The following is a 12,955-nucleotide window of genomic DNA, read 5'->3' as shown; positions in this document are numbered from 1 at the left end:
AAGATGCTCATCCGCCGCCGCCGAAGCCGAACGCATGCGCGAACGAGCCGAAGCCGCCGCGGCTGACCGAGGAGGTCGACGACGAACTCGACGAGGAGGACGAGCCGCCCGACGAGGAGCTGCTGCTGTAGAAGCTGCTGCGCGAGGAGCCGCCGCTGCCGCCCGATCCGGACGACGAGCTGCGCGCCGTGCAATCGACGCCGGGTTGCGGGGGCACTGGCGCAGTGGTGCCCGGTGCGGTGACGCCCGGTGGCGGCGGCGGCACGGGCTGGCAATTCGGCCGCGGCATCAGCGCGTAGGCGCTGCCGCCGACCGCGAGCGTGCCCATGATCAGCAGCGCGACATGGTTGGAGCGCTTGGAGGGTGGATCCGGCCGCGGCGGCACCGCCGGCACGACCGGCCGCCGTTTGCCGAAATCCGGGTTCGGTTTGCGCGCCATGGTTAGCTCATTGGCTCAGTAGATCATGCAGGCCGCGTTCAGCGCGCCTGCGGCCAGCGAGGACAGTCCGAGCCAGATCGCCGGCGCGAGGTCGCCTGCGGCGATCCGCGCCGACAGGTTCGGCACCGGGATCTTCACGATGTAATAGACGATGATCTGCACGATCAGCGCGATGATGCTCCAGATCAGGCAGTCGATCACATTGGCGGAGTGGGCGATGGCGCTGACCACCGGCAGCACGAAGCCGAGCAGGCTCAAGCCGAGCGCAATCGCCGCCGCCGGATCATTGTCGCGGATCAGCTGGAATTCGTCGTGCGGCGTGACGCGCGTGTAGACGAAGAGGTAGGCGACCACGGCGATCAGCGCCGTGCAGAAATAGACCAGGAACGCCGGCAGGCCGGCGAGGGATTGCAGGATCATGTGATGCGCCCGAACTGCCGCTTCTCGGTCGTCGTATAGCCCATTGGTCGCAGTTCGCGAAGCTTCGGTTCGAAATCCCGTTTGCGATGCAGTGAGGGACATCAGGGGCCCACATGCCGAGCCCGCCTGTGAGCCGCTTCACACGGAAATCAGCAATCGTCCTCTATACAGAATGCAACCTTTGGTGATTGGCGCGCGGTCACCCTCGGTGATGGCGCCGGCCACATGCGTGCCGATCCGCAATCGGCAGACCGTGTCTGAACCCTGCGATACTCGAGGAGGCTGACGATGAGACGATTGGTCAACGCCGTACTCGGTTGCGGCTTGTGTCTGCTTCCCGTTGGTCCGGCCGTGTCGCAAACGACGCCGAACCCGGCGATGAATTTGCCGGATCAACTGGCCTGGCAGTTCTTCATTCAGGTCAATACGAGCGCCGGCGGCAGCAATGCCCTGTTCGAGACCTGGGCCAGCGATTCCGATACGTTCAAGACCAATCCGCAATTCCCGACGGCGCCAGCGCCGCTCGCGCTGCGCCAGCCCGCGGTGCCGAGGCTGGGCCGCCTGGCACTGCAGCAGTCGGGCAAGCTGTTGCCGGCGATCCCGCCCGGCGCGGGCTTCCTCGAGGAAACCCGCCGCAACAAGGAGTCGTTCGACTTCATCGTCCAGAACAACCTGTACAAGGTGTCCGGTCTTCGCACGGCGTTTGGCAAGGCGCTGTCATTCCCGGTTGCCGCGATGGAGGTGAAGGCGAACTGGATGCTGGTGACGGATATTCCGGAATTCAGCGGTGGCAGGGTCTCGCTCGCCGACGTGCCCAAGCTCTATCACGTCAACACCGGCTCCGACGGCCAGCAATACGCCTTCGTCTCCATGCACATCATCTCCAAGGCGGTCCCGAACTGGACGTGGGCGACCTTCGAGCACAAGTTCAGTCCCGGACGCTGCGACATCATCGGCTGCCACGACGCATTCGGCGCGCAGACCAACCCGGTAAACCCGAATCCGCAGCCGAACCAGGCCTATCCTGATTGCGTGAAGACGCCGGCGCTGGCGGCGATGATCGCATCCGCCAACTGGGATCCGGCATTCGCCAATTATTGTCTCAAGGGATCGCAGACCGATTTCACCGATGCGACCGGCCTCGACATCCGTGTCGGCAATTCGGTCACCGAGCGGGGTTTTGTCGATCAATCCTCGTGCATGACTTGCCACGGCCGCGCGGCCTGGGACAACACGGGTGCTGCGACCACCGGCGCCGGATTCGACAACAACGGCGCGCCGCTCGGCCCGATCCAGCCCAACTGGTTCTGGCGTTTCTCCACGCAGCCGCCGATCTTCCAGGGCATGCCCGGCCTGACGCAGATTGCGACCTCCGCAGACTTCGTCTGGTCGATCCCGTTCTGCGCGATCGACGACACCCAGACTCCGCCGCAGCCGAGCGGCTGCACCGGGAAATAGGCTGTTGGATGCGCCGGTGACCGGGCAAAAGATCCAGCTTGCAGGCAGCTATCGCGCCGAGCCGCCGGGTGCGAGCTATGTCGGCGAGGTCGATCCGGACGAACGCATCGTCGTCACGATCTACCTGAAGCGGCGCACGCCCGACGCGTTCCAGCCGGGCAGCGCCGGCGATCTTGCCCGGCTGGCGAAGCCGATCACGCGGCACGCGCTGGCAACGCAGCGCCGCCGCACCCACGGCCGCGCCGCTGCGCGCATCAGGAAGCTGGCGGCGCGGTATCGCGTCACGGTGCTTGAAATCGATCTGTCGCAGCGAACCGTCATGCTGGAGGCTACGGCACGCCTGTTGAGCGAAGTGCTCGGCGCCACGCTTCGCGTCTATGACGACGGCCATTGCCGCTTCCGCGCCCGCGTCGGCGCCTTGGTCGTACCGAAGGACATCGCGCCCTGGACCCGCGCGATCCTCGGCTTTGACCAGCGGCCGGTGTCGAGGCCGCCGGAGCGGCTGCGCGCACTCGCGGGGGCCGGAGCCGGTGCAGGCTTGTGGCCGACGGATGTCGCCGCGCGCTACGGCATTCCGCTCGATCGTGATGTTTCGAAAGTCTGTGTCGGCATCATCGCACTGGGCGGCGGTTATCTTGCCACCGACCTGGCGAAGGCGCTGACGGCGATGGGGCGCGACCCGCCTGAAGTTGTCGACAAAGCGGTCACAAGCACGGCCGGGGCTGCTGCGGCGCCGGGGATTGGCAATCAATTTGGTGGCGGCACGATGTCCGACGAGGAGATCGCGCTCGATCTCCAGATCCTGGCCGGCCTGCTGCCGAAGGCGCGGATCGTGGTCTATTTCGCCGGCAACACCATTCAGAGCCTGGTCGGCGCAATCAATCAGGCGATCTTCGACGACGTCAACCGGCCGCAGGTCTTGTCCGTCAGTTGGGGCAGCGCCGAGATGTTCTGGAGCTCGTCCGCTCGCGACGCGATGCAGGCGGTGTTGGCCGACGCCCAGCGCTTGAAGGTCACGGTGCTGTTCGCGGCCGGTGACGAGCTTGCGACCGGCGGATTGGACGATGGCAAGGCGCATGTCTGGTTTCCCGCGTCGAGTCCCTATGTGCTCAGTTGTGGCGGCACGCAGCCTGCGGCCGGCGACGCCGATGCGACGCTCAATGGGGAAATCGTCTGGAATGACGGCGTCAGCGGCACCGGCGGCGGGATCAGCGACGTTTTTCCGGTGCCGGCCTATCAATCCGCCCTCGCGCTGCCGGCGTCCGTCAATGACGGAGCCGTGCGGCGCGGTGTCCCCGACGTCGCCGCGGCAGCGGCCGCCACGCCGGGCTACCGCATCGTCCTCAACGGTGCGGTATTGATCAAGGACGGTACCAGCGCAGTCGCGCCGCTATGGGCCGGACTGATCGCGATCGCCAATGCGGGGCGTGACGCGCCGCTCGGCTTCGTTAATTTCACGCTCTATGCCAACCAGGCGCTGTTCAGCCCGATCGAGCAGGGCAACAACCGCGTCCGCGGCAAGGGTTACGATGCAGGTCGCGGTTGGAACGCCTGCACGGGTCTGGGTGTCCCGAAGGGCGCAGATCTCGTCGCGGCGCTTGCGGCAACGCCGGTCGTGTAGCATGCCAAACAAAAACCCCGCCATTTGCGGCGGGGTTGAGGTCGGGAGGAGCGAACCCTGGGTTCGCTGCAGCGTCCGGAAGGTCAGGCGGGAATGCGCTCGTCGGCCTCGTGCGGCTCGCGCAGCACGTAGCCGCGGCCCCACACGGTCTCGATGAAGTTGCGGCCCTCGGAGGCGTTGGCGAGCTTCTTGCGCAGCTTGCAGATGAAGACGTCGATGATCTTCAGCTCCGGCTCGTCCATGCCGCCGTAGAGGTGGTTGAGGAACATTTCCTTGGTGAGCGTGGTGCCCTTGCGGAGCGAGAGCAGCTCCAGCATCTGGTATTCCTTGCCGGTCAGATGCACGCGCTGGCCGCCGACCTCGACCGTCTTGGTGTCGAGATTGACCACGAGATCGCCGGTCTGGATGACCGACTGGGCGTGACCCTTGGAGCGGCGCACGATCGCGTGGATGCGGGCGACCAGCTCGTCCTTGTGGAAGGGCTTGGTCATGTAGTCGTCGGCGCCGACGCCGAGACCCTTGACCTTGTCCTCGATGCCGGCGAGGCCGGAGAGGATCAGAATGGGAGTCTTGATCTTCGAGACCCGGAGCTGCTTCAGCACGTCATAACCGGACATGTCGGGCAGGTTGAGGTCGAGCAGGATGATGTCGTAGTCGTAAAGCTTGCCGAGATCGACGCCTTCTTCACCGAGATCCGTCGTGTAGACGTTGAAACTCTCGGATTTGAGCATCAATTCGATCGACTGCGCGACGGCGCTATCATCTTCAATCAGCAAAACGCGCATGCCAGTCCCCTATAGTCGCCGCTCCGGGCGTCAGGTCGGCCGCACTTGCGGCACTCAAAACGCCTTTGAACAACTGATTCGGATCCTGACGAGATATGGTTAACAAAAACTGATTCCTTCACGCAAGCTCTAACCGTGCAATTTTTGTCGAATCGCCCTAAGATATTGCGTAGAAGTAGGTTTTCCTAACCGCGCTCGTTCAGATTCCAGATTAAGAGGCGGGCCTAACCGACTCTCGCGACTCGCCCTTCTTCTGATGGGCAAGCGACCTCAGTCACCAAAGACAGTGACGCAATGATTAATGATGCGGGTAAACACGAAGTTAAGCGGCTGGAGCAAAATCGCGGAAACTTAAGGTTTTCGCAATGAAGGCGCTCGCGGAGCAGATCGGCGACATCGACGGCGTCAATATTTATGGCCGTGTGGTCGGCGTTCGCGGGCTCATGGTCGAGATCGCGGGGCCCATTCACGCGATGTCGGTCGGCGCCCGCATCGTGATCGATGTCGGCGTAGGCCGCTTCATCCCGGCCGAGGTGGTTGGCTTCTCCGGCGAGAACGCGGCGGTGATGCCGTTCGGCGGGCTCGAGGGTGTCAGGCGCGGTTGCCGCGCCGTCATCGCCAATGCGGCGAGCCAGGTGCGGCCGTCGCCGGCCTGGCTTGGCCGCGTCGTTAACGCGATGGGCGAACCGATCGACGGTAAGGGGCCGCTGCCGCAGGGCGCGTCACCGATGTCCTACCGCAACTCGCCGCCCCCTGCGCATTCGCGCAAGCGGGTCGGTCCGCCGCTCGACCTCGGCGTGCGCGGTCTCAATACCTTCCTGACCTGCTGCCGCGGCCAGCGCCTCGGCATCTTCGCCGGCTCCGGCGTCGGCAAGTCGGTGCTGCTGTCGATGCTGGCGCGCAATGTCGATGCCGCGATTTCGGTGATCGGGCTGATCGGCGAACGCGGCCGCGAGGTGCAGGAGTTCCTCCAGGAAGACCTCGGCGAGGAGGGGCTCGCGCGCTCGGTCGTGGTGGTCGCGACCTCGGACGAGCCGGCGCTGATGCGGCGCCAGGCGGCGTACCTCACGCTCGCCATCGCGGAGTATTTCCGCGATGAGGAGCAGGATGTGCTGTGCCTGATGGACTCGGTGACGCGCTTTGCGATGGCGCAACGCGAAATCGGCCTTTCGGCGGGCGAGCCGCCGACCGCCAAGGGCTACACGCCGACCGTGTTCACCGAGCTGCCGAAGCTGTTGGAGCGGGCCGGGCCGGGTACCGGCGACGGCACCATCACCGCGATCTTCACCGTGCTGGTCGACGGCGACGACCACAATGAGCCGATCGCGGACGCGGTGCGCGGCATCCTCGACGGTCATATTGTAATGCAGCGGGCGATCGCCGAGCGCGGCCGCTATCCCGCGGTCAACATCCTCAAATCGGTCTCGCGCACGATGCCGCGGTCGGCCGATCCGAACTTCCTGCCCTACATCAACAAGGCGCGGCAGGTGATGGCGACCTATGCCGACATGGAGGAATTGATCCGGCTCGGGGCCTACCGGCCGGGTTCCAGCCCCGAGGTCGACGAGGCGATCCGGCTGCATGAGCCGCTCGAGGCCTACCTGCGCCAGGCCAAGGAGGAGGCGACCAGCCTTGGCGACGGCTACCGGCAACTCGCTCAAATCCTGTCGGGTTTGGAAACGGAACGCTAACTTTGTCAGGCCATCATCTCCGGCACACCATAGCTATGCCGGCGGGGCCCAGGGGGGAGCCGGTTCTGTCCCGCGTTCAGAATTGGGACTTCTGGGGAGTATGAGTCGATGAAGTCACGTGAAACGCTGATCCGCCTGAAGAAGTTTCAGGTCGATGAAAAGCGCCGTCGGGTTACCCAGATCGAAGGCATGATCGCCGACTTCCAGCGCATGTCCGTCGAACTCGAGCGCGAGATCCAGACCGAACAGGAGCGCGCCGGGATCAACGACCCCACGCACTTCGCCTATCCGACCTATGCCAAGGCCGCGATCCAGCGCCGCGAGAACCTGACCCGCTCGGCCGACGAACTGCGCGCCCAGCTCGACGACGCCAAGGCGCTGCTGTCGGAGGCGTTCGAGGAGCTGAAGAAGGTCGAACTGCTCGACGAGCGCGACCAGGCGCGCGAACGCGCGGAGGAGAGTGCCCGCGAACAGGCCGACATGGATTCGATCGGCCTGATGCGGGCGCGTCTCGGCGTCATCGCCTGATATCTCGCTCCCTCCGCTGACCAGATTGAGAGCCCGGGCCGATCGCCCGGGCTTTTTGTTGGGCGCTGTCCACAAGCCGGCCACTTGGCGCCTACTTGGCGGATCGTGGTGTCCCAAAATATGCTACCACCGGTCCGGACCGGACGATCGGCGGCACGGTGGCAATGGGGGATGCAGGCTTGATGCAGGCTTGGGGGGCGCAAGATGCTGACGCCGGCTGAGCTGGTCTGGCTGATCGCCGCCGTTGCCAGGGGGGACGAGGCCGCCTTTGAGCGGCTGTACGCCGCGACCCGCGCGAAACTCTTCGGCGTCGTGCTCCGTATCTTGCGGCGACAGGACCTCGCCGAGGAGGTCATTCAGGAGGCTTACGTCAAGATCTGGAACAGCGCCGGGCAGTTCAACCCAGCCCTGTCGTCGCCGATCACGTGGATGACGTCGATCGCGCGCAACCGCGCCATCGACGTCGTGCGCAAGCGAGGCGAGTCCTCGCTGGAAGATGAGCCGGCCGCGATGGAAGTCGCCGCCGACTCACCCGATCCGCTGGCGCGACGGGAAATGACGGAAGAGTTGAAGCGGTTGTTGGAGTGCGTCGGTCGTCTGGAGCCGGATCGTCAGAAGCTCGTGCTGCTCGCCTATTACAACGGCTGGAGCCGCGAACAGCTCGCCGCAAAGTTCGAGACGCCGGTGAACACGGTGAAGACCTGGCTGCGCCGCAGCCTGATGGATATCCGGGAGTGTCTTGGACTCTGATTGATGGCCACTAGCGAAGACCATATCGCGCTCGCCGCGGAATATGCGCTCGGTACGCTCGACGCCGAGGAGCGCGCGCAGGTCGAGAGCATGATGGCCGTCGACGCCGAGTTCGCAGCCCTCGTGCAGGCCTGGGAGTTCAGGCTCGGGCCGCTCAACCAGATGGTTGGCTCGGTCGAGCCGCGCCCGGTGGTCTGGGACAACATCAAGGCGGCGATCGGTCATGTGAGCGCGCCGCAGGCGCCGCTGGTGCTGCCCGAGACGCCGGCCGCGACGGTGACACCGCCGCCGCCGAAGCCGATCATGGACGATTCCGAGTTCGGCTCAGCGTTCGATCCGGACGAGCCGCAGCAGCCGCCGGCGATACGGCAGCCAACCGAGATCCGGCGGCCACGGGTCACCTTCGGTGACAGCAACGTGGTCGCGCTGACAAGCCGCGTGAAGCGCTGGCGCGGCATCGCGTCGGCTGCGACCGCGATCGCTGCCGCGCTGCTGGTGACGCTCAGCCTGCAGATCTTCCGGCCCGACGCCTTGCCGAACGCGATCCGGCCGAAGCCGCGCATCCAGACCGTGGAAGTGAAGACCCCGGCGCCGGCATTCGCGCCGTCCGCGCAATATGTAGCGCTGTTGCAGGGGCAGAATGGCGGGCCCGCATTCATCCTCACAATCGACGGCGCGACCAAGAACTTTACGGTCCGCAAGGTCGGCGCCCCGTCGGAGCCCGGCAAGAGTTTTGAGCTCTGGCTGATCTCCGACAAGCTGCCGCAGCCGCGCTCGCTCGGCGTGATCGGCGCTGATGATTTCACCGCACGCCCGGTGTTGTCGGGCTATGACCCCGACGTGATCAACGGCGCCACCTACGCGGTGACCGTCGAGCAGGCCGGCGGGTCGCCAAATGGCCAGCCGACCTCGGCACCGATCTTCACCGGCAAGCTGATCGAGACCGTGCCGGGCGCGCCGGGTTCGACGCCGCGGTAAACTTCAGGCCTCTCGGAAGATGCTGTTGCAGCTCGTCATTGCGAGGAGCGAAGCAACGGAGCAATCCATCTATCCGCTAGGGTTGGCGGGAATGGATAGCTTCGCTTCGCTCGCAACGACGTGGATAGAACGTCGCGTCAGCTATCCGCACAAAAAGAAAACGCCCGTGGGGAGCGGGCGTTTTCGGTAGTCAACTTGGGGGTAGTTGGGGGTCTTAAATATCCACGCAGCGACTTTGGGGGGCTGTAAAGAACACTACGTGAATTCGTGAAACTCTCCTGTTAGCGAGCGAACTGGTCAGCGGACCATCGAGTTGCTCGAGCTTGTGATCGCGACCGGCTTGCCGGCCTTCATGACCCGCGCCGTCTGCGTATAACCGTCGTCCGACGAATTGTGCGCCGCGATGCCGAAACCGGCGACCAGGATACCGGCGAACAACGCCACGACCACAATCTTCAGGTGCGTCATACGATCGGCGCTGTAGATCGAGTGGTTCATGGAAGTCTCCTGCCGCCTTCCTGCTCTGTAAATCTGTCGGTCTGGTCTTATGCCCGGTTCAACGTCTCGTGCCCCACCAACGTAGGATTTGCCGATTCCGTTCCCTAGAGGCCATCACAAGCTGGTGATGAGACGTGATCCGCCGCGATCGAAACTCGCCTCCACCACCCCAAAATCACATTAACTGCACGTAATATCAGTAGCTTGATCGAATGCCGGGTGACAATCACCAAGATAGGGCCGTTTCGGGTGGTTCCACACAAATCAGTTGCCTGTGGCGAGAAAACACAGGCGAAAACGCGAATGATTTGCTCGCGCTAGACGCTGCCGACCGTCTTCAGCCGGGCGCGCGGATGGATCTCGGCCTGGGACAAAACGGTGGTCTGCGAGCGGAACCGTTCCACCAGGGAGCGAACGAACGGCCGGATCGCGGCCGACGTCACCAGCACCGGTGCCTCGCCTTCGCGCGCGGCCTGCTCGAAGGCATTGCGCACGGCGGTCATGAATTCCGACAGCTTGGAGGGCTGCATCGCCAGGCTGCGGTCGTCGCCCTGACCGACGATCGACTCGGCAAAAGCCTGCTCCCAGCGCGCCGACAGCGCGATCAACGGCAGATAGCCGTTCGGCGAGGTGTTCTGGGCGCAAATCTGCCGCGCCAGCCGAGCCCGGACATGCTCGACCATGGCGGCCGGATTGCGCGAGAACGCCAGCGCGTCGGCGATGCCTTCGAGGATGGTCGAGAGATCGCGGATCGAGATGCGCTCGGCGAGCAGCAGCTGCAGCACGCGTTGGATGCCCGACACCGTGACCTGGCTCGGCACGATGTCCTTGATCAGCTCGCCCTGCTCCTTCGGCAGGTCCTTCAGCAGCTTCTGCACCTCGCCGTAGGACAGCAGGTCCGCCATGTTGGTCTTGAGCAGCTCGGTGAGATGCGTCGACAGCACGGTGGCGGCGTCGACCACGGTGTAGCCCTTCAGTGCGGCCTCTTCCTTCAGGCCGGCATCGACCCAGGTCGCCGGCAGGCCGAAGGTCGGCTCGATGGTGTGGATGCCGGGCAGCTGTACCTGGTTGCCGGCGGGGTCCATGACCATGAACTGGCTCGGCCAGATCTTGCCGGTGCCGGCGTCGACTTCCTTGATCTTGATGACGTAGCTGTTGGCCTCGAGCTGGACGTTGTCGAGGATGCGCACCGCCGGCATTACAAAGCCCATCTCGATGGCCAGCGAGCGGCGCAGCGCCTTGATCTGCTCGGTGAGGCGGTCGGTGCCGTCAGGACCGTTGACCAGTGGCAGCAGCGCGTAGCCGAGCTCGATCTTGAGGTCGTCGATCTTCAGCGCGGCGGCGATCGGCTCCTCCGCGGCGGCTGCTGCCGCGGCCGCAGCCGCAGCGGGGGCGGCGGCTTCGGCGGCCTCGGCGGCCTTCGCCGCCCGCTTGTGCTTGCGCGCGTTCCAGGCCAGCGCGGCGGCGCCGGAGCCCAGCGCCAGGAACGGCAGCGTCGGAATGCCCGGCAGCAGCGCCAGCATCAGCATGACGCCGGCCGACATGCCGAGCGCCTGCGGATAGCCGGAGAGCTGGCGCATCAGCGCCTTGTCGGCGGCGCCGGTGATGCCGGCCTTGGAGACGAGCAGGCCCGCGGCGGTCGAGACGATCAGCGCCGGCACCTGGGTGACGAGGCCGTCGCCGACCGTCAGCACGGTGTAGGTGCGGGCGGCTTCGCTGAAGGAGAGTCCCTGCTGGGCGACGCCGATGATGATGCCGCCGACGATGTTGATGCCGACGATCAAAAGGCCGGCGATGGCATCGCCGCGGACGAATTTCGAGGCACCGTCCATGGCACCGAAGAAGCCGCTCTCGTCTTCCAGCGCCTTGCGGCGTTCCTTGGCGGCCTTCTCGTCGATCAGGCCGGCGGACAGGTCGGCGTCGATCGCCATCTGCTTGCCGGGCATCGAGTCCAGTTGGAAGCGTGCCGCGACTTCGGCGATGCGGCCTGAACCCTTGGTGATGACCACGAAGTTCACGATCACCAGGATCGCGAACACGATGATGCCGATCACGAAGTTGCCGCCCATCACGAAGTTGCCGAAGGCCTCGATGACGTGGCCGGCGGCCGCCGTGCCCTCATGACCGTGGCTCAGGATCAGCCGGGTCGAGGCCATGTTCAGCGACAGCCGCATCATGGTCGAGATCAAGAGGATGGTCGGAAACGACGAGAATTCCAGCGGCGCCTGGATGAACAGCGAGGTCATCAGGATCAGGATCGAGATCGTAATCGAGACCGCCAGGAACAGGTCGAGCACGATCGAGGGCAGCGGCAGGATCAGCACCACCAGGATGGTGAGAACGCCGAGCGCCAGCGCGAGGTCGCCGCGCTTTAAGATGTCGCCGATCTCGCCGAGGCTCGGCAATCCGCTCTTGCCCGCCGTGCCCTGACCCGCCGTGACGTCGACCATGGTAGCCGCTCTCCCCCGCGACTGGCGGCTGCGGCCGCCAAGCGTCTGCGCGACGGCCGCAGGGCCGCCGTTCCGAAAGTGAGGCACCGCGCTGGCGTCCACGGGGATCTCCACCCGTTATACGCGATACGCGTTCGACGACACTCGACTTCACTCGGCAATTCTTGCCGGGTGTATGGTTAGCAAAGGGTTAATAAGTGCCGCTGATGGGACCGCGCGGGTCGTCGCAGGCCTCGGGCAGGAGGGATTTGGGCCGCGGAGGGCAGGTCGGACCGCCCGCCCGCTCCGGAGGCGGGTTCACGGCAGCCGATCCCAGAGCACGACGCCCGATGCGGCGATGATGCTGGGCGCGATGACGCTGCGCTCGTCAGAGCGTCGGCGCCCTGTCACCTAATTGGCCGAATGCATCCATCTGCGCCAATGCGTCGGCTGGATATCGAGATGCCTGCTGCTGGCATGATCGACCCATTCGGCGCCGTCCCGGTGGCACGGAAACATGAGCGCGTGGACCATGCCGTCGTAGTCGAGGACACAGACCTCGAGCTCCCGGTCAGATGGCGCAATGGCAACGGGCAACCACTCTGCAGACGACGAATGCATGATGACCCTCCGACAGTATGCGCTTCGATCCTTTACCTTGCGAACTGCGTGACATCCCGGCGAAATGATAGTTCGGGTTGCGCGCCGCCAGTGTGAACCGGTTCGCATTATAGCAGCTTTCTTCGTCAGCATGGATCACCGTTCGACCAGCGATATTCCCGAACCGGCGGAGCCGGAGAATTGAACTTGCCGGACCCGGCGCCGACCAAATGCAACGTAAAGGTCATTGTGGATGCCGAATGCCAAACCAGATGCGCCGCACCATTGCGATGATTGACAGGCGCGGGTTCGTCAAGCGGGGACTTGTCGCGGCCATATCCCTTTGCGTTGCGACCGCGGCGTTCGCGAAACCGCCCGGTGCCGAGGCCGTGATGATCCGCATGATCGCCTGCGAAGGCGAGGGGGTCCGGATGGAGGTCTATCTACCGCTATCGGTCGATCGCCATATGCGGGGCGGACAATCGGTGATCGGCTACTACACGCTGGACCTGACGGATGTGAACAAGGGCAAGCCGCTTGAGCCGGTGCGCGTCACCCTGAGCGCCGACGAGAAGACCGTGACCGTCGATCAATACCTCCGTGGCCTGCCGCCGACCCGGATTCCCGTCGCCGGCGGCACCGTCGACTTCGACCAGCGGTTCGCCAGGCAAGCGAAGTGCGGCGCATTCCAGTCGCAGGATCCCAATTTCGGGAACTGATCCGTCTCGCATGCCGGCGCGGGTGCGCGTCCCGTTGCT

At 64.9% G+C, this 12,955-nt stretch carries 13 protein-coding genes; 7 read left to right on the top strand and 6 right to left on the bottom strand.

Features of this window, described 5'->3' with window-relative positions:
• Positions 1-7: 7 nt before the first annotated feature.
• Together V5279_RS34485 and V5279_RS34480 are read right to left on the bottom strand one after the other, a co-directional pair.
• A complete protein-coding gene (locus V5279_RS34485) occupies positions 8-439 on the bottom strand; it encodes a hypothetical protein (protein WP_338691495.1) in 432 nt (143 codons plus the stop codon).
• A gap of 15 nt (positions 440-454) precedes the next feature.
• On the bottom strand, positions 455-859 hold the full coding sequence (locus tag V5279_RS34480; protein ID WP_338691494.1) for a DUF350 domain-containing protein: 405 nt from the start codon (positions 857-859) through the stop codon (positions 455-457).
• Positions 860-1,147: 288 nt separating this feature from the next.
• Here V5279_RS34480 and V5279_RS34475 point away from each other — a divergent pair, with 288 nt between their 5' ends.
• Together V5279_RS34475 and V5279_RS34470 are read left to right on the top strand one after the other, a co-directional pair.
• Positions 1,148-2,317, top strand: a complete 1,170-nt coding sequence (locus tag V5279_RS34475) for a hypothetical protein (protein WP_338691493.1) — start codon at positions 1,148-1,150, stop codon at positions 2,315-2,317.
• Positions 2,318-2,333: 16 nt separating this feature from the next.
• Positions 2,334-3,938: a S53 family peptidase gene (locus tag V5279_RS34470; RefSeq protein ID WP_338691492.1), complete on the top strand. Its 1,605-nt coding sequence runs from the start codon at positions 2,334-2,336 to the stop codon at positions 3,936-3,938.
• A gap of 83 nt (positions 3,939-4,021) precedes the next feature.
• Here V5279_RS34470 and ctrA read toward each other — a convergent pair whose 3' ends face one another.
• Positions 4,022-4,723 (bottom strand): response regulator transcription factor CtrA, encoded by a 702-nt coding sequence (ctrA, locus tag V5279_RS34465; protein WP_016848562.1) that lies wholly within the window; start codon positions 4,721-4,723, stop codon positions 4,022-4,024.
• A gap of 365 nt (positions 4,724-5,088) precedes the next feature.
• On the opposite strand from ctrA, the gene fliI reads away from it, so the two are divergent.
• The 4 genes from fliI to V5279_RS34445 all read left to right on the top strand — a co-directional run bounded on the left by fliI (position 5,089) and on the right by V5279_RS34445 (position 8,670).
• On the top strand, positions 5,089-6,414 hold the full coding sequence (fliI, locus tag V5279_RS34460; protein WP_338691491.1) for a flagellar protein export ATPase FliI: 1,326 nt from the start codon (positions 5,089-5,091) through the stop codon (positions 6,412-6,414).
• A gap of 108 nt (positions 6,415-6,522) precedes the next feature.
• Positions 6,523-6,942, top strand: a complete 420-nt coding sequence (gene fliJ, locus V5279_RS34455) for a flagellar export protein FliJ (protein WP_016848565.1) — start codon at positions 6,523-6,525, stop codon at positions 6,940-6,942.
• A 204-nt stretch (positions 6,943-7,146) separates the two neighbouring features.
• A complete protein-coding gene (locus tag V5279_RS34450; RefSeq protein WP_029083680.1) occupies positions 7,147-7,692 on the top strand; it encodes a sigma-70 family RNA polymerase sigma factor in 546 nt (181 codons plus the stop codon).
• A 3-nt stretch (positions 7,693-7,695) separates the two neighbouring features.
• Positions 7,696-8,670 (top strand): anti-sigma factor, encoded by a 975-nt coding sequence (locus V5279_RS34445; protein WP_338691490.1) that lies wholly within the window; start codon positions 7,696-7,698, stop codon positions 8,668-8,670.
• A 297-nt stretch (positions 8,671-8,967) separates the two neighbouring features.
• On the opposite strand, the gene V5279_RS34440 is transcribed toward V5279_RS34445, so the two are convergent.
• The 3 genes from V5279_RS34440 to V5279_RS34430 all read right to left on the bottom strand — a co-directional run bounded on the left by V5279_RS34440 (position 8,968) and on the right by V5279_RS34430 (position 12,218).
• Positions 8,968-9,168: a hypothetical protein gene (locus V5279_RS34440; RefSeq protein WP_166298416.1), complete on the bottom strand. Its 201-nt coding sequence runs from the start codon at positions 9,166-9,168 to the stop codon at positions 8,968-8,970.
• A 317-nt stretch (positions 9,169-9,485) separates the two neighbouring features.
• Positions 9,486-11,618: a flagellar biosynthesis protein FlhA gene (gene flhA / locus V5279_RS34435; RefSeq protein WP_338691489.1), complete on the bottom strand. Its 2,133-nt coding sequence runs from the start codon at positions 11,616-11,618 to the stop codon at positions 9,486-9,488.
• A gap of 390 nt (positions 11,619-12,008) precedes the next feature.
• On the bottom strand, positions 12,009-12,218 hold the full coding sequence (locus tag V5279_RS34430) for a hypothetical protein (protein ID WP_176399234.1): 210 nt from the start codon (positions 12,216-12,218) through the stop codon (positions 12,009-12,011).
• A 239-nt stretch (positions 12,219-12,457) separates the two neighbouring features.
• Between V5279_RS34430 and V5279_RS34425 the strand changes: the two genes are divergently transcribed.
• Positions 12,458-12,916: a hypothetical protein gene (locus tag V5279_RS34425; protein ID WP_338691488.1), complete on the top strand. Its 459-nt coding sequence runs from the start codon at positions 12,458-12,460 to the stop codon at positions 12,914-12,916.
• The last annotated feature ends 39 nt before the right edge of the window (positions 12,917-12,955 follow it).

It is taken from the genome of Bradyrhizobium sp. 26S5, from assembly GCF_036923295.1.
GTDB classification, from domain to species: Bacteria; Pseudomonadota; Alphaproteobacteria; order Rhizobiales; family Xanthobacteraceae; genus Bradyrhizobium; species Bradyrhizobium septentrionale.
Note: the sequence above shows the minus strand (reverse complement) of the source record. Positions and strands in the feature narration are given on the sequence as shown.